At 71.6% G+C, this 22,211-nt stretch carries 18 protein-coding genes; all 18 read right to left on the bottom strand.

Annotation, left to right across the window (positions count from 1 at the left end):
* The 18 genes from gatB to ACZ4EF_RS11315 all read right to left on the bottom strand — a co-directional run bounded on the left by gatB (position 1) and on the right by ACZ4EF_RS11315 (position 22,159).
* Positions 1-1,509 carry an Asp-tRNA(Asn)/Glu-tRNA(Gln) amidotransferase subunit GatB gene (gene gatB, locus ACZ4EF_RS11400; protein ID WP_355348095.1) on the bottom strand — a complete coding sequence of 503 codons (1,509 nt, stop codon included), beginning with the start codon at positions 1,507-1,509 and terminating at the stop codon, positions 1-3.
* Positions 1,510-1,538: 29 nt separating this feature from the next.
* Complete coding sequence (locus ACZ4EF_RS11395; protein ID WP_467504031.1) at positions 1,539-1,763, bottom strand: hypothetical protein; 225 nt, start codon at positions 1,761-1,763, stop codon at positions 1,539-1,541.
* Positions 1,760-3,253, bottom strand: coding sequence for an Asp-tRNA(Asn)/Glu-tRNA(Gln) amidotransferase subunit GatA (gene gatA / locus ACZ4EF_RS11390; protein WP_355348089.1), 1,494 nt, complete (start codon positions 3,251-3,253; stop codon positions 1,760-1,762). The genes ACZ4EF_RS11395 and gatA overlap by 4 nt, the downstream gene beginning before the upstream one ends.
* A 4-nt stretch (positions 3,254-3,257) precedes the next feature.
* Complete coding sequence (gene gatC, locus ACZ4EF_RS11385) at positions 3,258-3,554, bottom strand: Asp-tRNA(Asn)/Glu-tRNA(Gln) amidotransferase subunit GatC (RefSeq protein WP_355348086.1); 297 nt, start codon at positions 3,552-3,554, stop codon at positions 3,258-3,260.
* A gap of 212 nt (positions 3,555-3,766) precedes the next feature.
* Positions 3,767-5,905 carry a putative bifunctional diguanylate cyclase/phosphodiesterase gene (locus tag ACZ4EF_RS11380; RefSeq protein ID WP_401852209.1) on the bottom strand — a complete coding sequence of 713 codons (2,139 nt, stop codon included), beginning with the start codon at positions 5,903-5,905 and terminating at the stop codon, positions 3,767-3,769.
* 222 nt (positions 5,906-6,127) lie between these two features.
* Positions 6,128-8,434 carry an NAD-dependent DNA ligase LigA gene (gene ligA / locus ACZ4EF_RS11375; protein WP_401852212.1) on the bottom strand — a complete coding sequence of 769 codons (2,307 nt, stop codon included), beginning with the start codon at positions 8,432-8,434 and terminating at the stop codon, positions 6,128-6,130.
* A 25-nt stretch (positions 8,435-8,459) separates the two neighbouring features.
* The gene (locus tag ACZ4EF_RS11370; protein ID WP_355348077.1) at positions 8,460-9,470 is read right to left on the bottom strand and encodes a methionine synthase; all 1,011 of its coding nucleotides are present in this window, start codon (positions 9,468-9,470) and stop codon (positions 8,460-8,462) included.
* Positions 9,471-9,564: 94 nt separating this feature from the next.
* Complete coding sequence (locus tag ACZ4EF_RS11365; RefSeq protein WP_391044745.1) at positions 9,565-10,779, bottom strand: hypothetical protein; 1,215 nt, start codon at positions 10,777-10,779, stop codon at positions 9,565-9,567.
* Between the two features lie 378 nt (positions 10,780-11,157).
* Complete coding sequence (locus ACZ4EF_RS11360) at positions 11,158-11,847, bottom strand: SDR family oxidoreductase (protein ID WP_355348071.1); 690 nt, start codon at positions 11,845-11,847, stop codon at positions 11,158-11,160.
* Entirely contained in the window at positions 11,844-12,374 is a 531-nt protein-coding gene (locus tag ACZ4EF_RS11355; RefSeq protein ID WP_355348068.1) for an LOG family protein, read from the bottom strand. Before ACZ4EF_RS11355 ends, ACZ4EF_RS11360 begins: the two co-directional genes overlap by 4 nt.
* Positions 12,371-13,555, bottom strand: a complete 1,185-nt coding sequence (gene mnmA, locus ACZ4EF_RS11350) for a tRNA 2-thiouridine(34) synthase MnmA (RefSeq protein WP_467504171.1) — start codon at positions 13,553-13,555, stop codon at positions 12,371-12,373. The genes ACZ4EF_RS11355 and mnmA overlap by 4 nt, the downstream gene beginning before the upstream one ends.
* 83 nt (positions 13,556-13,638) lie before the next feature.
* Positions 13,639-14,805, bottom strand: a complete 1,167-nt coding sequence (locus ACZ4EF_RS11345) for a cysteine desulfurase family protein (RefSeq protein ID WP_401722840.1) — start codon at positions 14,803-14,805, stop codon at positions 13,639-13,641.
* A 214-nt stretch (positions 14,806-15,019) separates the two neighbouring features.
* Positions 15,020-15,883: a thioesterase family protein gene (locus ACZ4EF_RS11340; protein WP_355348062.1), complete on the bottom strand. Its 864-nt coding sequence runs from the start codon at positions 15,881-15,883 to the stop codon at positions 15,020-15,022.
* Positions 15,884-16,061: 178 nt separating this feature from the next.
* Positions 16,062-16,721, bottom strand: coding sequence for a trimeric intracellular cation channel family protein (locus tag ACZ4EF_RS11335; protein WP_355348059.1), 660 nt, complete (start codon positions 16,719-16,721; stop codon positions 16,062-16,064).
* A gap of 125 nt (positions 16,722-16,846) precedes the next feature.
* Positions 16,847-17,878 carry an ABC transporter ATP-binding protein gene (locus ACZ4EF_RS11330; protein ID WP_391044839.1) on the bottom strand — a complete coding sequence of 344 codons (1,032 nt, stop codon included), beginning with the start codon at positions 17,876-17,878 and terminating at the stop codon, positions 16,847-16,849.
* A 254-nt stretch (positions 17,879-18,132) separates the two neighbouring features.
* Positions 18,133-19,179 (bottom strand): ABC transporter ATP-binding protein, encoded by a 1,047-nt coding sequence (locus ACZ4EF_RS11325; protein WP_391161733.1) that lies wholly within the window; start codon positions 19,177-19,179, stop codon positions 18,133-18,135.
* Between the two features lie 98 nt (positions 19,180-19,277).
* Positions 19,278-20,288: an ABC transporter permease gene (locus ACZ4EF_RS11320; RefSeq protein WP_355348056.1), complete on the bottom strand. Its 1,011-nt coding sequence runs from the start codon at positions 20,286-20,288 to the stop codon at positions 19,278-19,280.
* A gap of 95 nt (positions 20,289-20,383) precedes the next feature.
* Positions 20,384-22,159, bottom strand: coding sequence for an ABC transporter substrate-binding protein (locus ACZ4EF_RS11315; RefSeq protein WP_355348053.1), 1,776 nt, complete (start codon positions 22,157-22,159; stop codon positions 20,384-20,386).
* Positions 22,160-22,211: the final 52 nt, after the last annotated feature.

The raw sequence follows: 22,211 nt of genomic DNA, 5'->3' as shown, positions 1-22,211 counted from the left end.
TCAGCCCTGCACGCCCAGCTTCTCCAGCACCAGCTCACGGACCCGCTTCGCGTCCGCCTGCCCGCGCGTGAGCTTCATGACGGCGCCGATCAGCGCGCCCGCCGCGGCCAGGTTGCCGCCACGGATCTTGTCCGCGATCGCCGCGTTGGCCGCGATGGCCTCGTCCACGGCCGCGCCCAGGGCGCCGTCGTCGGACACGACCTTCAGGCCGCGCTTGTCGACCACCTGGTCGGGGTCGCCCTCGCCCGCGAGAACGCCCTCGATGACCTGGCGGGCCAGCTTGTCGTTGAGGTCGCCCGCCGAGACCAGCGCCGCGACCCTGGCCACCTGCGCCGGGGTGATCGGCACATCGGCCAGCTCGGTGCCGGACTCGTTGGCGTGCCGGGCCAGCTCGCCCATCCACCACTTACGGGCCGCCGCCGCGTCCGCGCCCTCGTCGATGGTGGCGAGGATCAGGTCGAGCGCGCCCGCGTTGAGCACCGACTGCATCTCGTGGTCGGCGATGCCCCAGCTCTCCTGGAGCCGCTTGCGGCGCAGCCGCGGCAGCTCGGGCAGCCCGGCGCGCAGCTCCTCGACCCAGTCACGGGCCGGGGCGACCGGCACCAGGTCGGGCTCGGGGAAGTACCGGTAGTCCTCGGCCTCCTCCTTGATCCGGCCGGAGGTCGTCGACCCGTCCTCCTCGTGGAAGTGCCGGGTCTCCTGGAGGATCGTGCCGCCGGAGGACAGCACCGCCGCGTGCCGCTGGATCTCGAAGCGGGCCGCCCGCTCCACACTGCGCAGCGAGTTGACGTTCTTGGTCTCGCTGCGGGTGCCGAACTTCTCCCGCCCGTGCGGGCGCAGCGACAAGTTGACGTCGCAGCGCATCTGGCCCTGCTCCATCCGGGCCTCGGACACGCCCAGCGCCTTGATCAGCTCGCGCAGCTCGGCGACGTACGCCTTGGCGACCTCGGGGGCGCGCGCGCCCGCTCCCTCGATCGGCTTGGTGACGATCTCGATCAGCGGGATGCCCGCGCGGTTGTAGTCCAGCAGCGAGTGCGAGGCGCCGTGAATCCGCCCGGTGGCGCCGCCGACGTGCAGCGACTTGCCGGTGTCCTCCTCCATGTGGGCGCGTTCGATCTGCACCCGGAAGACCTCGCCGTCCTCCAACTGGACGTCCAGATACCCGTTGTACGCGATCGGCTCGTCGTACTGCGAGGTCTGGAAGTTCTTCGGCATGTCCGGGTAGAAGTAGTTCTTCCGGGCGAAGCGGCACCACTGCGCGATGTCGCAGTTGAGCGCGAGGCCGATCTTGATCGCGGACTCCACGCCGACCGCGTTGACCACCGGCAGCGCGCCGGGCAGGCCAAGACAGGTCGGGCAGGTCTGCGAGTTGGGGTCGGCGCCCAGTTCGGTCGAGCAGCCGCAGAACATCTTGGTCCTGGTGCCCAGCTCGACATGGACCTCAAGGCCCATCACCGGGTCGTACGACGCCAGCGCGTCCTCGTAGGACAGCAGCTCCGTGACGGTCACAGTTCCCTCTACCTTCTCAGTCCGTCCGGTCAGCCGGTCAGGATGTCGTCGTCGTTCGCCTGGCGCAGCTCGCGGATGAGCAGGGCGACGCCGGTGGCCACCGCGGCCACCCGGATCAGGCCGTCGACCAACTGGAGGGTGTCCTGCTCGCCGCGGGCGGTGCGGACCTTCTTGATGTTGCTGAAGGCCGCGAAGAGCGTGCTGCCGATGGCCAGGTACGTGCCCGGCTTGCCCTTCTTCTTCATGGTGCTCATAGCTGGGGTGCCTCCTCTAGCAAGGGGTGGCCCCACTTCTTCACGAAGGCGGCCTCGACGGCGGCGCCGACCCGGTAGAGCCGGTCGTCCTTGAGTGCGGGTGCGATGATCTGGAGTCCCACCGGCAGCCCGTCCTCGGGGGCCAGTCCGCAGGGCAGCGACATCGCCGCGTTGCCCGCGAGGTTCGCGGGGATGGTGCACAGGTCCGCGAGGTACATCGCCATCGGGTCGTCGGCGCGCTCGCCGATCGGGAAGGCGGTGGTCGGCGTCGTCGGCGAGACGATCACGTCGACGCTCTCGAATGCCTTCTCGAAGTCCCGGGTGATCAGCGTGCGGACCTTCTGCGCCGAGCCGTAGTACGCGTCGTAGTAGCCGGAGCTGAGCGCGTACGTGCCGAGCATGATGCGGCGCTTGACCTCGGGGCCGAAGCCCGCGTCACGGGTCAGCGCGGTGACCTCCTCGGCCGACTTCGTGCCGTCGTCGCCGACCCGCAGGCCGTAGCGCATGGCGTCGAAGCGGGCCAGGTTGCTGGAGCACTCCGACGGCGCGATCAGGTAGTACGCGGCGAGCGCGTACGTGAACGACGGGCAGGAGATCTCCACGATCTCGGCGCCCAGGTCGCGCAGCAGCTCCACCGACTCGTTGAACCGCTGGACGACACCGGCCTGGTAGCCCTCGCCGCCGAACTCCTTGACGACGCCGACCCGCAGGCCCGCCACGCCGCCGTTGCGCGCGGCCTCGACGACCGGCGGCACCGGCGCGTCGACGGAGGTGGAGTCGAGCGGGTCGTGCCCGGCCATCACCTCGTGCAGCAGCGCGGCGTCCAGCACCGTACGGGCGCAGGGGCCGCCCTGGTCGAGCGAGGACGAGAAGGCGACCATGCCGTACCGCGAGACGCCGCCGTAGGTGGGCTTCACGCCGACCGTCGCGGTCACCGCGGCGGGCTGCCTGATGGAGCCGCCGGTGTCGGTCCCGATGGCCAGCGGCGCCTGGTACGAGGCGAGCGCCGCGGCCGAACCGCCGCCGGAGCCGCCGGGGATACGGGTCAGGTCCCACGGGTTGCCGGTCGGGCCGTACGCGCTGTTCTCCGTCGAGGAGCCCATCGCGAACTCGTCCATGTTGGTCTTGCCGAGGATCACCACGTCGGCGGCCTTCAGCCGCTTCGTGACGGTCGCGTCGTACGGCGGGATCCACCCTTCGAGGATCTTCGAGCCCACGGTGGTGGGCACGCCCTCGGTGGTGAAGATGTCCTTCATCGCCAGCGGCACACCCGCCAGCGGGCCCAGCGGCTCGCCCGCCGCGCGCTTGGCGTCCACGGCGCGGGCCTGCTTGAGCGCGCCCTCGCGGTCGACGTGCAGGAAGGCGTGCACCTTCTCGTCGACGGCCTCGATCCTGGCCAGGTGCGCCTCGGTGACCTCGACCGCGGTCAGTTCGCCGGACGCGATCTTCTCCGCCGTCTGAGCGGCGGTCAGCCTGATGATGTCCGTCATGGTCTTAGTCCTCCCCCAGGATCTGCGGCACCTTGAAGCGCTGCTGCTCCTGCGCCGGGGCGCCCGACAGGGCCTGCTCCGGGGTCAGCGACGGCCGGACGTCGTCCGGGCGCATGACGTTGGTCAGGGGCAGCGGGTGCGAGGTCGGCGGTACGTCCTCGCCGGCCACCTCGGACACGCGGGCTACCGCGCCGATGATGTCGTCGAGCTGTCCGGCGAAGTGGTCCAGCTCGTCGGCGGACAGTTCCAGCCGTGCCAGCTTGCCGAGGTGGGCGACCTCCTCGCGCGTGATGCCAGGCATGCGATTGCGATCCTCTGCGGGGTGAGATGTCGGTGGACCCCTCATCCTACGGGCCCGGGGGCACGCCCCCAGACCCCATTTCCCTCCCGCGCGCGGCAACCCGATCTTTTCAGGGGCGCGGCCCCGGTACGGTGCGCTGACGCGGGACCGTGCTTTTCAGGGGCGTACCCACCTGCGCAAGCGGACGCACAAGGGCCGTGCCCATGGGCGCGTCAGGGTCGGCGGATCTCCGGCAGAGCCGAATGCTCGGGCTCGGGTTCGGGCGTCGCCGCCAGCGCGGCGACAGGCCGCTGCCACCCCCGTTCACCGCGGGCGCGCAGCCACGCCGTGGCTTCGTCGGGAGGCATGGCGGCGGCGACGAGCCACCCCTGGACGGCGTCGCACCGCAGGTCACGGAGGCGTTCCCAGGTCTCGTCGTCCTCGACGCCCTCGGCGACGACGAGGAGGCCGAGGGAGTGGGCGAGGTCGATGGTGCAGCGCACGATCTCGGCGTCCTCGTTGTCGATGACCAGGCGGGCGACGAAGGAGCGGTCGATCTTGAGTTCGCTGACGGGGAGCCGTCGCAGGTGGACCAGGGAGGAGTAGCCGGTGCCGAAGTCGTCGAGGGACATCTTGACGCCGTGTCCGGTGAGCCCGTTGAGGGTGTCGGCGGCGCGCTGCGGGTCTTCGAGCAGGACGTGCTCGGTGATCTCCAACTGGAGCGAGCCCGGCGGGACCTGGTGCCGGGCGAGGCGGGCGGCGACGGCGCCCGCGAAGCCGGGGCTGTGGACGTCGCGGGGCGAGACGTTGACGGCGACGGGGACTTCGAGGCCCATCCGGCGCCAACGGGCGACCTGTGCGAGGGCGGTGTCGAGGACGTACTCGGTGAGCTGCGGCATGAGCCCGGACGTCTCGGCCATCGTGATGAACTCTTCGGGGTTCACCCGGCCGCGCTCCGGGTGTTCCCACCGCACCAGCGCTTCGAGTCCGGCGACCTGGCCGTCGAAGCGGACCTTGGGCTGGTAGTGGAGCTGGACGTCCCCGGCGTCCAGGGCGCGGCGCAGGTCGCCGAGCAGGCCGAGCCGGTCGGGGGTGTTGCCGTCGCGCTTGGCCTCGTAGACCTCGACGCCGCTGCGGTCCAGCTTGGCCTGGTACATCGCGACGTCGGCGCGGCGCAGCAGCCCTTCGGCGTCCACCGCGTGGTCGGGGAAGACGGCGACCCCGGCGCTGGCCTCCAGCACCAGGGTCAGGCCGTCCAGGCTGATCGGGGAGCCGAGCGCCAGGGCCAGTGCGCGGGCGACGCGCTGGGCGCGGGTCGGCGAGTCGCAGATGGGCAGCAGGACGGCGAATTCGTCGCCGCCGAGCCGGGCGGCCTCGGCGCCGCGCGGCAGCGCGAGCCGCAGCCGGTCGGCGACCTGGAGGAGCAGCCGGTCGCCCGCGAGGTGCCCGAGCGTGTCGTTGACCGAGCGGAATTTGTCGAGGTCGATGAGGATCAGGGCGCTGCGCTCGCCGCGTCCCTGGGCGATGTCGAGCGCCGACCGGACGCGTTCCAGGAGCCATTGACGGTTCGGCAGGCCGGTGAGCGGGTCGCGGAGCTGTTCCTCGGCGCGGGCGTGCGCGATCCACAAGGTGGAGTCCAGCGCGATCAGCGGGACGGAGAACAGCGGCAGCAGGACGGGCATGTCGCAGGCGACGACCAGGATCAGCGGGGAGATGCCGAGCAGGGCGACGCCGACCATGCCCTGCCGGATGAGCGCGGTGCGCGCGACCGTGGGCAGGCCGCCGCCGCGCGGGGCGAACGCGAGCCACAGCAGCAGCCGGGTCGCGGTCAGATAGGCCAACGCGGTGACGAGGATGGCCGGGGCGGCGGACAGCGTCCAGGCGGCGGGCCGCCAGGGGCCCTCGACGGAGGGGTGGTCGCCGAAGCAGTAGAGGGTGAGCGCGCCCGCGCCGATGCCGAGGATGTCGATGGCGCCGTGCAGGGCGGCCTCCCGCCAGCGGTGCCTGCGGGCGGCCCCGACCAGGACGACCACGGCGAGGCTGACGAGGACGGCGGGCACCCAGCCGTAGAGCAGGAGCATGGCGAGGGTGAGGGCGGCGCCGGATCCGGTGCCGCCCCACCAGCGGTCGCGGCCCATCGCGACCAGGTGGCCGACAACGATGCCGGTGAGTACGGCCAGGGCCCAGCCGATGGTGCCGCCGGGGAAGAGCGCGTGGCCGCTGACGACCATGCGGACGACGCCCGCGACGAGCGCGGCACCGGCCACCGCCGGCACCCCTATCCGGATCGACGGCCGGGTCGCGCACGGGAGCGGTGTCGCGGCCTGGCTGCTGGGCAGCGGCGCCGCTACGACGCCCTCCGTCGTTTCCATGCCCGTCCCTCTCGCAGCCTGGTGTGGCAAGCAGGTCCACCGCGCCGGTGCCCGCGGTGGGACCCGCTGAGGCCGCTGGAAGGTTCATGCCCGGCGGGCGCGCTTCTCAACAGTAGGCCGCGACACGCCACCTCGGGCACCGATCGGCAGGGGTTCCCGGAATGCGACCTGGGCGGTCGCCGTATTCTGATATAGGCCGAACGGGTGACATCCCAGGGCCATTCAGCCGGATTCGGCGGCCGTTTCTGTGCCGTCGGCGTCCGCCGCTTCCACGTCTTCGGCCACCGGCTTGTCCGCGGCACCTTCCTCCGTTTCCGCCGCCTCCGGCGGATTCACCGCGACGGCTCTGGCGGCTTCGGCCCCCTGTTCGAGCAGGACGGCGAAGCCCGGCTCGTCCAGCACCGGCACCTTCACCTGGAGCGCCTTGTCGTACTTGGAACCGGGGTTGTCGCCGACGACGACGAAACTCGTCTTCTTGGAGACCGAGCCGGTGACCTTCGCACCGCGGCTGACCAGGGCCTCCTTGGCGCCGTCCCGGGTGTGTCCGGCCAGTGTTCCGGTCACGACGACGGTGAGTCCTTCGAGGGGACGCGGTCCCTCGTCCGAGCCCTCCTCGGTGAACTTGACGCCCGCGGCCCGCCACTTCTCGATGATCTCCAGGTGCCAGTCCTCGGCGAACCACTGCTTCACCGACGCGGCGATGGTCGGGCCGACGCCGTCGACCGCGGCCAGTTCCTCCTCTGCGGCGTCCTTGATGCGGTCCAGGTCGCGGAATTCGCGGGCCAGCGCCTCGGCGGCCACCGGGCCGACATGACGGATCGACAGACCGGTGAGGATGCGGGCCAGCGGGCGCTCCTTGGCCGCGGCGATGTGCTCCAGCATCGCCAGCGCGTTCTTCTTCGGCTCGCCCTTCTGGTTGGCGAAGAAGGTGACGATCTTCTCGTCGCCGCTGTCGGCGTCCCGCTTGGGCAGGCCGGTGTCCTGGTCGAGTACGTAGGAGCGGATCGGCAGCAGCTCCTCGATCTCCAGGCCGAACAGGTCGCCCTCGTCCTTCAGCGGCGGCTCGGAAGGCTCCAGCGGCTGCGTCAGGGCGGTCGCGGCGACGTATCCGAAGTTCTCGATGTCGAGGCACTTGCGGCCCGCGAGGTAGTAGATCCGCTCGCGCAACTGGGCAGGGCAGTAGCGGGCGTTGGGGCACCGCAGGTCGATGTCCCCTTCCTTCATGGGCTGGAGGGCGGTGCCGCAGTCCGGGCACTCGGCGGGCATCACGAACTCCCGCTCGCTGCCGTCCCGCAGGTCCGCGACCGGCCCGAGGATCTCCGGGATGACGTCGCCCGCCTTGCGCAGCACGACGGTGTCGCCGATCAGGACGCCCTTCTTCTTCACCACGTCCTGGTTGTGCAGCGTCGCGAACTCGACCTCGGAGCCCGCCACCGTCACCGGCTCGACGACCGCGTACGGCGTCACGCGCCCGGTGCGGCCGACGCCGACGCGGATGTCCACCAGCTTGGTGTTGACCTCCTCGGGCGGGTACTTCCAGGCGATCGCCCAGCGCGGCGCCCGCGAGGTGGAGCCGAGCCGTCCCTGGAGCGGGATCTCGTCCACCTTGACCACGACGCCGTCGATCTCGTGCTCGACGTCGTGCCGGTGCTCGCCGTAGTAGGCGATGACGTCGGAGACCTCGGCGAGCGAGTCGACCACCTTGTTGTAGCGGGCGGTCGGCAGGCCCCACTCGCGCAGCAGCTCGTACGCGTGCGACTGGCAGTCGATGTCGAAGCCCTGGCGGGCGCCGATGCCGTGCACCACCATGCGCAGCGGGCGGCTCGCGGTGATCCGCGGGTCCTTCTGCCGCAGTGAACCGGCCGCCGCGTTGCGCGGGTTGGCGAAGGGCTTGTCGCCCGCCTCGACCAGCCGCTCGTTCAGCTCCTCGAACTTCTCGCCGGGGAAGTACACCTCGCCGCGGATCTCCACCAGTTCGGGCACGCGGTCGCCCGCGAGCCGGTCGGGGATGTCGGCGATCGTCCGTACGTTGGGCGTGATGTCCTCGCCGGTCCTGCCGTCGCCGCGCGTGGCGGCGCGGGTGAGGCGGCCCTGTTCGTACGTCAGATTGACCGCGAGGCCGTCGACCTTCAGCTCGCACAGGAAGTGGTACGGACTGTGCGTGTTGTCCGGCGGGCCCAGCTCCGCGGCGACGCGCTCGGCCCAGGTGGCCAGCTCCTCCGGCGCGAAGGCGTTGTCGAGCGACAGCATCCGCTCGCGGTGCTGGACGGAGGTGAACTCCGTCTCGTACGCGCCCGCGACCTTCTGGGTCGGCGAGTCGGGGGTGCGCAGGCCCGGGTGCTCCTCCTCGACCGCTTCGAGTCGGCGCAGCAGCGTGTCGAATTCGGCGTCGCTGACGACGGGCGCGTCGTTGACGTAGTAGCGGAAGCGGTGCTCCTCGATCTGCTCGGCGAGGCGTGCGTGCTCCTCGCGTGCCTCGGCGGGGATCTCCGCCGCGCTCGCCTCGCCCCGGCTTGCGTCGTCGTCCACGGCTGCCACGAAACTGTCCCTTCCCTCACTCAGGGTTGTCGACGAGCGATCGCGCCGCCTTCGCGCAGTGCACCAGGGCGGCACGGGCATAGGCCGGAGAGGCCCCCGCCAGACCGCAGGAAGGGGTGACCGCGACCGAGGAGCCCAATGCCCCCGGCGCCAGCCCCAGCCTGCGCCACAGCGCCCGAACACCACTGACGCTACCGCCAGGGTCTGACAATGGGGCATCCTTGCCGGCGACGACACCGGCGAAGAGCGCGGTGCCGCCTTCCGCGGCCTCCCCGAAGTCGTCCCAGTCACGCTCGGTGAGCAGGTCGAAGTCGAAGGAGATGCCGACGACCCCGGCGCGCCGCAGCAGACCGAAGGGCACCTCGGGGGCGCAGGAGTGGACGACGGCCGGTGCGCCGACCGCCGCGATCAGGTCGCGCAGCGTCGACTCGATGACGGCGCGGTCCACCGCGCGGTAGGTCTGGTAACCGCTGGCCGTCCTGATCCTGCCGTGCAGCACGGAGGTGAGCGACGGCTCGTCGAGCTGGAGCACGATCTGGGCGCCGGGGACCCGGCGCCGCGCCTCCTCGACGTGCAGCCGCAGGCCCTCGGCGAGCGATCCCGCCAGGTCGCGTACGGCCCCGTGGTCGCGCAGCGCGGCCTCGCCGTTGCGGGTCTCGACCCCGGCGGCCAGCGTCCACGGGCCGACCGCCTGGATCTTGAGCGGCCCTTCGTAGCCCTGGGTGAACTCCTCCAGCGCGTCCAGGTCCTCGCCGAGCCAGGACGTGGCCCGCTTCGAGTCCCGTCCCGGCCGGTCGCCGAAGCGCCAGCCGCTGGGCTCCACGCGGGCGTAGAGGTCCACGAGCATGCCGAGGGTCCGGCCGATCATGTCGGCGCCGGGGCCCCGGCCGGGCAGCTCGGGCAGGAAGGCCATGCCCGCCGTGGCCTCCACGGCCACCCGCGCCGCCTCCCGGGCGTCGCCGCCCGGCATGGACCCGACACCGGTCGCGGTGCCCGCGGGCAGGGAGAAGTCAGTCTGGGTACTCACGTCCGAAAGCGTATGCGCTCCGCGGCCGGTCGCTTTCCCTCGCGGCGGTCGCCCTCTCCTCCGGCGGTCGTCCTCTCCTGCCGGTCGCCCTCCCCTACGGCGGGCCGTTCCACACCAGCGACAGGTGGACTCCGTAGATCGCGGAGGCGACGGCGGCGAAGGAGAGGGTGCAGGCGATGGTGCGCGGGTGGGTGCGGGCGAGGACGCGGGCCAGCGGGATCAGCAGGGGGAAGCCGGGGAGCAGGAAGCGGGCGCGGGCGATGTAGACGCCCGCGCCGAGGGTGAGGACGGCGAGGAGCGCGCCGCTGAAGAGCAGCAGCGGCAGCGGCTGGCGCTGGACGAGGCTGAAGGCGAAGAGCGCGAAGCAGGCCACGACGACGAGGGTGACGACGACGAAGGCGACGGGTACGTCGCTGCCGCGCGGGCCGAGGAAGACCCAGCGGAAGCGCCGCAGCAGGTAGCCGCCCTTGCTGAAGCGGTTGCCCCAGGCTTCCTGGACGGCGAAGTAGCCGTCGGCGCGGTGCACGCGCACGCCCACCCAGACGACGAAGGCCAGCCATCCGGCGGGCGCGAGCAGCATGCCGAGCGCGGGCCGCCAGACCGGCCCCCACCAGGGTCCCTCGCGCGGCTGCCGCAGTGCCCGGACCGCGGCGAGCCCGGCGGTGAGGCCGACGGCCGCGGCGATGGCGACGCCGGTGGGCCGGGTGAGTCCGGCCAGCGCGGCGAACGTCCCGGCCCACACCCAGCGTTTGGCCAGCGTGGCGTAGAGGGCGGCGGCGCAGAGCGCGGTGAACAGCGACTCGGTGTACGCCATGCTCTCGACCAGCGCGTGCGGCAGGCAGCCCCACAGCACCGCGAGGATGACGCCGGTACGCCGCCGGTGGAGGCGGTTGCCGACCAGGAAGATCAGCCAGGCCGCGGCCATCGAGGCGGTCAGCGAGACCAGCCAGGACGCCTTGGCGTCGCCGACCGGCAGGACCGCGTCCGCGACGCGGCAGAGCGCCGGGTACAGCGGGAAGAACGCGAGGTTGCTCCAGCCGTGCCAGGCGTTGGGCACTCCGGTGACCGTACGGTCGTAGCCGTGCTCGACCACGTCCTGGTACCAGCGCGAGTCCCAGGACCCGTACAGCACCGTGCCGGGTGAACGGCCGCGCCGCTCGGCGAAGTAGCAGAGCAGGACGATGCCGAGGGCGCGGGCGGCGCCGTAGCCGAGCAGCGCGGGGGCGGCGAGCCGCAGGGCGGCCTCGGCGCGGGTCCGTACGTCCCGCCCGGCGCTGCTCGGCCGGGGTACTGCGGTGGCAGAGGCCATGGTCGGTCCGCTCCCTCGGATCGGGGTGGGGCGCGGATGACCTTAAGGTGCGGAAGTGACGAAAGCGGTCGGATATCGGCTGCGCCGGAGCAATCGACCGGCATAAGTACACGGTTGGGCGACCGCCCCCCTGCGGGAAGCCCAGCGAAACCGGCGGGGCGGGGGGCCGCCCGCCCGAAACGTGACGCGCCCCCGGCCGCCGAGACGCGACGCGACGGTCCGGGGCCGACGTACGACCGGGCGCCGGGCTGCCTCACGCGCGGCGCACGCCACCCGCCACAGCCCGCACCCCGCCGTCGCCGTCAGCCGTCACCGTCAGCCGTCGCCGTCAGCCGTGCCGGAGGCGGCACACCGCTGCCGCCAGGCGCGCCCGAGGCGTTACCGGCCCGGTCGGACCGTCAGGTCGGTGATCTCCGCGTCCCGGGGCAGATCGATCGCGGTGAGGACCGTGGTGGCGACCGACTCGGGCGCGATCCAGCGCTCGGCGTCGTACTGCTTGCCCTCCTGCTGGTGCACCTTGGCCTGCATGGGCGTGGCGGTGCGGCCGGGGAAGACGGAGGTGACGCGCAGGCCGTTGGCGTGCTCCTCGCGGCGCAGGGCGTCCGCGAGGGCCTTGAGGCCGTGCTTGCTGGCCGCGTACGGGCCCCACTGCGCGTGCGCGTCGAGTCCGGCGCCGGAGTTGACGAAGACCACATGGCCGCGGGAGAGCCGCAGTTGGGGCAGGAAGAGCCGGGTCAGCTCGGCGGGGCCGACGAGGTTGACCGCGAGCGTCTCGTTCCACACCTTCGGGGTGAGGTCGCCGATGTCGCCCAGTTCGACCACGCCCGCGATGTGCAGCAGCGAGTCCAGCCGGTCGGGCGGCGACTGGTGGCCGAGCGCCCAGGACAGCCGGGACGGCTCGGCGAGGTCGCCGACCAGGGTCCGCGCGCCGGGGAAGGCGGCGGCCAGCGCCTTGGCCCGGCCCGCGTCCCTGGCCAGCAGCCACAGTTCGTCGCCGCGCTCCAGCAGCCCGCGCGCGACCGCGGCGCCGATGCCGGAGCCGGCTCCGGTGACCAGGTGGATGCTCACACGTTCTCCGTCAGGTAGGTCATGGCCTCTTCGCCGGTGTCGGCGAAGGCCACCAGATCGGCCAGCGGGAGCGGCAGGAAGCCCTCCGCGTCCATCCGGTGCAGTTGTTCCCTGAGCCCGTCGTAGAAACCGGCGCTGTTGAGCAGCACGACGGGCTTGGCGTGCAGCCCGTGCTTCTTCAGCTCCAGGATCTCGGTGGCCTCGTCCAGCGTGCCGGTGCCGCCGACCATGATGACGATCGCGTCCGCGCGCCGCAGCAGTTCCGCCTTGCGCTCGGCGAGGTCGACCGCGGTCACCATCTCGTCCGCGTTCTCCCGCGCCTTGGACCGGAGGAATTCCACCGACACCCCGACCAGCCGGCCGCCGCTCTCCTGGACGCCGTCCGCGACGACCTTCATCAGGCCGACGTCCGAGCCGCCCCAGACCAGGGTGTGGCCGCCGCGCCCGATCAGCTCGGCGAATTCACGGGCAGGGGCCGTATACCGCTCGTCGAGATCGGCGGCAGAGAGGAAGACACAGATGTTCATACGGTCACGGTATCGGCGCCCGCGCGCGCTCCTGCGGCCTGATCGGCGTTCACGGCGGCGGTCCGTTCCGGCCGCGGGTCCGTCCGGTCGCCGGTGGCCCGGTCCGCGGCCGAACCCGCCCGGTCCGTCGTGGCGATCGTCGCCGAGCCGACGACGCGCGTGCCGTCGTACAGCACGACGGCCTGGCCCGGCGCGATGCCGCGCACCGGCGCGCCGAAGCCGACCCGCAGCTCGCCGTCCACCAGCTCCGCCGTCACCGGTACGTCCTCGCCGTGCGCCCGCAGTTGCGCGGTGTACGCGGCGGGGCCGGTCGGCGGGGTGCCGCACCAGCGCGGCTTGATCGCGGTGAGCGATGTCACGTCGAGAGCGTCGAGGGGGCCGACCGTCACGGTGTTGTCGACCGGCGAGATGTCCAGGACGTAGCGCGGCTTGCCGTCGTCCGCGGGGACGCCGATCCGCAGGCCCTTGCGCTGGCCGATGGTGAAGCCGTAGGCGCCCGTGTGCGTGCCGACCCGCGCGCCGTCCTCGTCCACGATCGCGCCCTCCGCGGTGCCGAGGCGCTTGGCCAGGAAGCCCTGGGTGTCGCCGTCCGCGATGAAGCAGATGTCGTGGCTGTCGGGCTTGCGCGCCACCGCGAGCCCGCGCCGCTCGGCCTCCGCGCGGATCTCGTCCTTGGTGGTCAGGGTGTCCCCCAGCGGGAACATCGCGTGCGCGAGCTGCCGCTCGTCCAGGACGCCGAGCACGTACGACTGGTCCTTGGCCGCGTCGCTCGCCCGGTGCAGCTCGCGCGTGCCGTCGTCCTTGACCAGCACGGTCGCGTAGTGCCCGGTGCAGACCGCGTCGAAGCCCAGCGCCAGCGCCTTGTCCAGCAGCGCGGCGAATTTGATCTTCTCGTTGCAGCGCAGGCAGGGATTCGGCGTCCGGCCCGCCGCGTACTCCGCGACGAAGTCCTCGACCACGTCCTCCCGGAAGCGCTCCGCGAGGTCCCACACGTAGAACGGGATGCCGATCACGTCGGCCGCCCGCCGCGCGTCCCGCGAGTCCTCCACCGTGCAGCAGCCCCGCGCGCCCGTCCTGAAGCTCTGCGGATTCGCCGACAGCGCCAGGTGCACGCCGGTCACGTCGTGCCCCGCCTCGGCGGCGCGCGCCGCCGCCACGGCGGAGTCCACACCGCCGCTCATCGCGGCCAGTACGCGCAGCTTCTTGCGATCGGCGTCAGGGAAGTCATTCACTCCCCCAGAGTAACGGCCTCCCGGCCCGGCCCTCAGGTCTGGCCCGCGGCCCTGGCGCGTTCGACGGCCGGGCCGATGGCGGCGGTGAGGGTGGCGATCTCGGCGGGGGTGGTGGTGTGGCCCAGGGAGAAGCGCAGGGTGGCGCGGGCATGGGTGGGGGGCTGGTGCATGGCGAGCAGGACGTGGCTGGGCTGGGCGACGCCCGCGGTGCAGGCGGAGCCGGTGGAGCAGGCGATGCCCTGGGCGTCGAGGAGCAGGAGGAGGGCGTCGCCCTCGCAGCCGGGGAAGGTGAAGTGGGCGTTGCCGGGGAGGCGGCCCGCGGGGTCGGGGTCGCCATTGAGGATGGCGTCGGGCACGGTGGCGAGCACGTCGCGGACGAGGGTGTCGCGCAGGGCGCCGATGTCGCGGGTGAAGGCGGTGCGGCGCTCGGCGGCGAGGGTGCCTGCGGTCGCGAAGGCGGCGATGGCCGGTACGTCGAGGGTGCCGGAGCGGCTGCGCTCCTGGCCGCCGCCGTGCAGCAGCGGTACGGGGGTGTCCTCGCGCCGCAGCACGAGCGCGCCGACGCCGTACGGGCCGCCGATCTTGTGGCCGGTCACCGTCATCGCGTCGAGGCCGCTCGCGGTGAAGTCCACCTCGGCCTGGCCGAACGCCTGCACGGCGTCGGAGTGCATCGGAATGCCGAACTCCCGTGCCACCTCAGCCAGTTCGGCGACCGGCAGCACCGTACCGACCTCGTTGTTCGCCCACATCACGGTGATCACGGCCACGTCGTCGGGGTCACGCTCGATCGCGGCGCGCAGTGTCTCGGGGTGGACCCGGCCGTAGCCGTCGACGTCCAGCCACTCGACGACGGCGCCCTCGTGCTCCGCGAGCCAGTGGACGGCGTCCAGCACCGCGTGGTGCTCGACCGGGCTGGCCAGTACGCGGACCCTGCGCGGGTCGGCGTCCCTGCGCGCCCAGAACAGGCCCTTCACCGCCAGGTTGTCCGACTCGGTGCCGCCGCCGGTGAAGACGATCTCGCTGGGGCGCGCGCCAAGTGCCGCGGCGAGCGCTTCCCGTGACTCCTCGACGGTCCGCCGGGCCTGCCGCCCGGCGGCATGCAGAGCGGACGCGTTCCCGGTCACCGTGAGGTGGGCGGTCATCGCCTGGACCGCCTCCGGGAGCATGGGCGTGGTGGCGGCGTGGTCGAAGTAGGCCATGGTGCCCCGATTCTACGTTCGCCGGAGCAACCTTCCGACCCCCACCCGCGTCCGCCCCCTCCCCGCCCCTCGCCCCCACCCCGCGCCCCCACCCCGAATCGGGCGGGAAACAGGTGTGTCCTCACCGCTCCATGCCCCCTCTCCGGGTGGGACCCGGCGCCTCACCGTATGGCCAACGGCACCGGCGTGGTGGCCGACCGCGGCGGGAGGGGGGTCAGGGGCGGGGGGCGCGGGCGAGTTGGCGGGACTGGGCCACGAGGCGGTTGGCGGTGTCCCAGACTTCGGCGTCCTCTTCGAGGAGGCCGCCGGCGAGATTGCGGGTGGTGAGGGCGATGCGGAGGGGGCCGGGGGCCGGGCGGGCGCGGAGGTGGACGGTGAGTTCGAGGGTGGGGACCCAGCCCTTGAGGCCGAGGTCGAAGGCGGTGGGGGGCAGGGCGTCCACGGCCAGGAGGAGCGAGAGGACGTCGTGGTCGCGGCCGTCGGCCAGGCCGAACCAGCCGCGCATGTCACCGCGCCCCGAGGGCGCGCCGACGGCCCAGCCCGCGGTGGCCGGATCGAGCCGGAGCGCGATGCGGTCGAGGAGGGCGCTGGAGCCGGGCAGCGGCGCGCCGCCCTCGGGGGCGTCCTCGGGGCCGACGCAGTCCGCGTACTCCGGCATCGACGGCTCGGGCGCGGTGGTGCGTACGTCGTCGGGCAGCGCGCCCAGGTCGCCGTACGCGGCGATGACCCGCATCCGCTCGACCTCACGGCCCTGCTCGTCGGTCTGGTAGAGCGACGCCTGCCCGCTGGAGAGGGTCCGGCCCGCCCGTACCGTCTCGGTCCTGATCACGGCGGGGCCGGGGCCTGAGGCGGTCAGGTAATGGGCGGTGATGGTGAAGGGGTCGTCGTGCGGCAGCGCGTCGCGCAGGGCGCGGGCGACGACGGCGAGCAGATACCCGCCGTTGACGGCCGCGGCGATGGTCCAGCCCGGTGACAGGTCGATGTCGTACGTGCCGGGCTCGCCCGGCCGGGCCGTCACCGTCGTGTCGCGGTCGAATTCGCTGTCGCCGAGGGTCGCGCGGGCTGTCGCATGTGCCATGCCCCGATGTTACCCAGCGGTAGAGACTCCGTGTCCAGCGCTGGCGGTTTCCCGCCGCGGCGACCGGCCGCGCGACCCCGCCGTTCATACGCACGGCCCGGCACACGCGCGGCCCGCGTACGCACGGCCCGGCACACGCGAGGCCCGCGTACGCACGGCCCGGCCCGGACGGAGTCCGCTACTCCCCCTCCGCCGCCGCGCTCCTGCGGTGCCACGCCCGCGGCGCCCGCCAGTGGAACCGCAGCGCCAGCAGCCGCAGGACGAAGGCGACCAGCGCCGCGAGCCCCGCGGTCACACCGCCCAGCACGTCGAAGTGGATCAGCAGCGCGACCGTACTCGCGCCGACCAGGGCCGGGACGGCGTACAGATCGCGGTCCCAGCGCAGCAGCGACGGCACCTCGTTCGCCAGCAGGTCGCGCAGGACGCCGCCGCCCGCCGCCGTGGCGAGGCCGAGCGCGACGGACGGGGTGAGCCCGAGCCCGTACGTGTGCGCCTTGATCGTGCCGCTCACGCAGAACAGCCCGAGCCCGGCCGCGTCGAAGACGTTCATCGTGGCGGTGATCCGCTCGACCTCGGGGTGCAGGAAGAAGACCAGCGCGGTGGCGACCAGCGGCGTCGAGAAGTAGCCGACGTCGGTGAAGGCGGCGGGCGGCACCGCGCCGATGACCAGATCGCGGAAGACCCCGCCGCCGAGCGCCGTGACCTCGGCGAGCACCGCCATGCCGAACACGTCGTAGTTCCTGCGGACCGCCGCCAGCGCGCCGGAGATCGCGAAGACGAAGATCCCGACGACGTCGAGCGTGTGCTGGACGGTGGGCGTGAACAGATCCGTGGCCATGCCGATGTTGTACTACGGCCCGCCGTACGAACCGCGAGGCCCACCGTACGAACCGGCGCCGGACCGGCGGCGCCGGCCGTACGGCCACAAAGCAGCGACCGCACGGCCCGCCCCGTCACGACTGCCTACGGCGTGACAGCCGCGCTGTCCTGCTGGTTGTCCGGCTGGTTCTCCGGGTGGTGGCACGCCACTTGGTGGCCGGTCGCCAGCGGCGCCAGCGGCGGCTCCTGCGTCTTGCACACCTCCGTCGCCTTCCAGCACCGGGTGTGGAAGCGGCAGCCGCTCGGCGGCGAGATCGGCGACGGCACGTCACCGGTGAGCAGGATGCGCTTGCGCTGCGTGCGCCGCCGCGGGTCGGGCACCGGCACCGCCGACATCAGGGCGGTGGTGTACGGGTGGAAGGGCGCGCTGTACAGCGCCTCCCGGTCCGCGATCTCCACCACCTTGCCGAGGTACATCACCGCGATCCGGTCCGAGACATGGCGGATCACCGACAGGTCGTGGGCGATGATCACATACGTCAGGCCCAGCTCCGACTGGAGGTCGTCCAGCAGGTTCACCACCTGGGCCTGGATGGACACGTCCAGCGCCGAGACCGGCTCGTCGGCGACGACCAGCTTCGGCTTGAGGGCGAGCGCCCGCGCGATGCCGATCCGCTGCCGCTGACCGCCGGAGAACTCGTGCGGGTAGCGGTTGTAGTGCTCGGGGCTGAGCCCGACCAGCTCCAGCAGATTCTGCACTTCGCGCTTCACACCGTGCTCGGTCGCGACCTTCTGGAGCTTGTACGGGGCGCCGACGATCGTGCCGATGGTGTGCCGCGGGTTCAACGAGGAGAAGGGGTCCTGGAAGATCATCTGGACGTCACGCCGCATCGGGCGCATCGCCCCGGTGCTCAGGTGCGTGATGTCCCGGCCCTGGAACTCGATCGTGCCGCCGGTCGGTTCGAGCAGCCGCGTGATCAGCCGTCCCATCGTGGACTTGCCGCAGCCCGACTCGCCGACCACGCCGAGCGTTTCGCCCGCCGCGACCTCGAAGTCGATGCCGTCCACGGCCTGTACGGCGCCGACCTGGCGGCGCAGCAGGCCCTTGGTGATCGGGAAGTGCTTGACCAGACCGGTCACCTTGAGCAGCGGCTCGCCGCCGCGCTGCCGCGGCAGCGGGACGCTCTTGTCGAGCGAGGGCCTGCCCGACGACGTGCCGCCGTCCGGCGAGGCGTTGTCCGAGGGCGCGTCGTCCGCGGCGGCATTGTCCGACGAAGTGCCGCCGTCCGAGGCGGAGTTGTCCGGCGAGACGTCGTCCGACGCGGCTCCGTCCGGGGGTGTGCCGTCCGACTGTGTGCCGTGCGACGAGGACGCGTCCTGCGGCGGCTCGTCCGGCGAGGGGTTCTCGGCCACGGGTTCTTCCTGACCCTTCACAGCTTCGGTTCGATCTCTTCGGTCCAGATCCGGAGGCGGTCGGCCTCGCCGAGGTGGCAGGCGGCCATGTGGCCGGGGCCCACCTCGCGCAGTTCCGGCACGTCCGTCTCCGCGGCGCCGCCGGTCAGCGCCGCGTACGGGCAGCGCGGGTGGAAGGCGCAGCCGGACGGCACGTTGATCAGGCTGGGCGGGGTGCCCTTGACCGGGTTGAGCCGCTCCAGGCGCTCCCGGTCGAGACGCGGCATGGAGCCCAACAGGCCCCAGGTGTACGGGTGTCGCGGCGCGGTGAACAGCGTCTCGGCGGTGCCGCGCTCCACGGCCCGGCCCGCGTACATCACCAGCAGGTCGTCGGCGACCTCGGCGACCACTCCGAGGTCGTGGGTGATCATGATGACCGCGGAGCCGAACTCCTTTTGCAGGTCCCGGATCAGGTCCAGGATCTGCGCCTGCACGGTCACGTCGAGCGCGGTCGTCGGCTCGTCGGCGATCAGCAACTCGGGGTTGTTGACCAGCGACATGGCGATCATCGCGCGCTGCCGCATACCGCCGGAGAACTGGTGCGGGTAGTCCGAGAAGCGCTTCCGGGGCTCCGGGATGCCGACCCGGTCCAGCATCTCCACGGCCCGCTCGGCCGCGACCTTCCGCGACACCTTCTGGTGCACCCGGTACGCCTCGACGATCTGCGCGCCGACCGTGTAGTAGGGGTGCATCGCGGAGAGCGGGTCCTGGAAGATCATCGCCATCTTGCGCCCACGCAGCCGCCGTACGTGGTCCGGGTCGGCGGCGACCAACTCCTCGCCGTCCAGCCAGACCTCGCCGGATATCCGGGCCCGCGAGGTGCGGTGCAGGCCCATGATGCCCAGCGACGTCACGGACTTGCCCGAGCCGGACTCGCCGACGATGCCGAGCGTACGGCCGCGCTGGAGGTCGAAGCTGAGGCCGTCGACCGACTTCACCAGGCCGTCGTCGGTGTCGAAGTGGATCCGCAGGTCACGTACCGACAGATACGCGTCCCCCGCGGGGGCCGGGCCGGGGTCCGCCACCGGCTCCCCGACGACGGACGCCGCCTTGTCGAACCCGACGGCGCCGCCCTCGGACGTTTCGGACGTGCCGCTGTCGGGGGCACTGCCGTCCGTGGTGCTCACGAGTACCTCACGCGGGGGTCGATGGCGGCGTACAGCAGGTCCACCACAAGGTTGCAGAAGACGATGAAGGTGGCCGCGACCATCGTCACGCCGAGCACGATCGGCAGGTCGTTGTCCTTGACGCCCTGCACGGCGTAGGCGCCGACTCCCTGGAAGGAGAAGACGCGTTCGGTGATGATCGCGCCGCCGATCAGCAGGCCGAAGTCCATGCCGAAGATGGTGACGATCGGGGTCAGGGCCGCGCGCAGCGCGTGCTTGCCGACGACCGTCCGCTCCGGCAGGCCCTTGGCCCGCGCGGTACGGATGTAGTCCTCGCCCATCGTCTCCAGCATCCCGGCTCTGGTGAGGCGGGCGTACAGCGCGGAGTAGAGGAAGGCCAGCGCGATCCACGGCAGGATCAGATTCCACGCCCATTGGGCGGGATCGGTGGTGAACCCGACGTACTCGACGTTGTCCCAGATCGTCCACTTGTAGGAGAACAGGCCGAGCAGCACCATGCCGGTGAAGAAGATCGGCAGTGAGACACCGGCCAGGGCCACGCCCATGGAGATCCGGTCGAAGACCGTGCCGCGCTTGAGCGCGGAGATGACGCCGATGACGACACCGGAGACCACCCAGATCACGGCCGCGCCGATCGCCAGCGAGAAGGTCACCGGGATACGGGTCTTGATCTGCGGCCACACCTCGACGTGCGACTTGAAGGAGTAGCCGAAGCAGGGGCGGTGGCAGACCGCCGCGTCCGGGCCGAACTTGTAGTTCGCGCCCATGACGATGGCCTTGATGAAGTGCCAGTACTGCTGGTAGAGCGGCAGGTCCAGCCCGAGGTTCTTCTTGACCGCCGCGATCGACTCGGGGTTGGCGTCCTTGCCCACGTACTGCGTGGCCAGTTGGGTCGTGCTCTGGCCGCCGATCTTGGGGACCAGGAAGAAGATCGCGAAAGTGACCGCGCTGACGACAAGCACCAGGATTATCGCGGCGATCACGCGTCGAATGATGTACGCAGTCACAGCGGTTCGGCGCCGGGTCCGCCGGGCCGGGGGTCAACCCCGGTCCCGACGGACGCCGATGCCTTCACCTGCCTTCCGGTGTTCGGTGCTCTCGCTTACTTGGAGGAGCTGAGCAGCAGGTAGTCGTACATGCCCAGGTACGCCTGAGTGATCGTCACGTTCGTGGCGCTCTCCGGGCGGTACAGCAGGTTCTTGCGGTAGATCAGCGGCACGACGGTGGCGGTGTCGAGCACCATCTTGTCGATGTCGCCCCAGGCCTTCTCACGGGCGGCCGCGTCGGTGTTGGCGATCGCGTCCGACAGCGCCTTGTTGATGGCCGGGTCGTTCAGCTCCATCAGGTTGTTGCCGCCGGAGGGCTTGATGGCGCTGCCGTCCACGATCTGGTCGAGGAAGCCGTAGCCGGTCGGCCAGTCGGCGCCCCACGCCATCATCATCAGGCCGAGCTGGTGCTCGTGCACGTAGCTCGGGACACCGGCGAAGTTGGCGAAGTACTTGCCCGCCGGGTAGCTCTTGATGTTGGCGGTGATGCCGACCTGCTTGAGCGAGTTCTGCACCGCGGTGGCCTGCGCCATCTCGGCCGGACGGTCCGAGCGGGCGGTCAGGTTGGTGGTGAAGCCGCCCGGCTTGCCGCAGGCGCTCAGGGCCTGCTTGGCCTTGGCCACATCGCCCTTGTTGCCCTCGGTCGGGTACTGGTCGAACTTCGCGTAGCCGTTGACGGTCGGCGGGAGCAGCGTGGTGGCGATGTCGCCCTTCACGCTGCCGCCGATCGCGGTCTGCACCGAGACCTTGTCGATCGCGTACTCGACGGCCTTGCGGCACTCGATGTTGTCGAACGGCGCGACCTTGGAGTTGATCGCCATGTACGCGGTGGCGCCGGCGTACGAGTCGTCGGTGCTGCCCTTGTACTTGGGGCCGAGCACCTTGCCCTGGGTCTGCGGGGTGACACCGGTACCGCCGGAGTCCACCGTGGTGTTGCCCGCCAGCAGGTTGTTGTCGATGGTGACCGCGTCGACCTTGAACTTGATCGTGTACTTGTCCGGCAGCGGGTTGCGCACCGGGTCGGTGGCCTGGCTCCACTGCGGGTTACGGACCAGCGTGGCGCCCGCGCCCTCGGTGTACGAGGAGAACTTGTACGGGCCGGACGACACGATGTGCTTCACGTAACCGGCGCCGTCGTCCTTCGCCTGCGGCACGGGGGCCGTCTGCGAGAACGTCGCCAGGTAGTCGAAGTCCGCGAAGGGCTTCGCCAGGTGGAAGACGATCGTGGTGTCGTTCGGGGTCTCGATGGACGCGAGCCCGTTGGGGTTCTTGTCCTTGTACGGACCCTGGTACTTGTCGCCGCCCGCGAGGTACGCCTTGAAGTACGTCGGGCCGTTGGACAGCGCCTCGGGCGCGAAGTTGCTGCGCTCGATCGCGTACTTGATGTCCTTGGTGGTGATCGGCGTGCCGTCTTCGTACTTCAGGCCGGACCGGATGGTGTACGTCCAGGTCTTGGCGTCCGGGCTGGCCTTGCCGAGTCCGGTGGCGAGGTCGGGGACGACGGTGAGGCCGTCCTTGCCCGCGGCGGGCTTGAAGGTGAGCAGGGTACGCGCGTAGAGGCGGGAGAAGTTCTGCACCCAGCCGTAGTACGTGTTGCCCATGTCCAGGGAGTCCGGCACGTCGGAGTTCTCCATCACGACCGTCCCCCCCTTCTTGTCGGACTTGTTGACGATGGAGGTGAGCGCGGCGTCGGAGCCGGAGGCGGACTTGCTGCTGCCGCCGCTCGGGTTCTTGCCGCCCTTGTCGTCCTTCGAGTCACTGCTGCACGCGGATGCTCCCAGGGCCAGAGCCATGGCAAGCGCCAGCGCGGCTGTCGCTTTTCTGCTGTTCATGCCGAGGAAAGCCTCCAAATCGAATGGATATACGTGGTTTCAGCGGTGGTAC

This window comes from Streptomyces sp. NPDC025721, from assembly GCF_055558595.1.
This window is presented reverse-complemented; position numbering and strand designations above follow the sequence as displayed.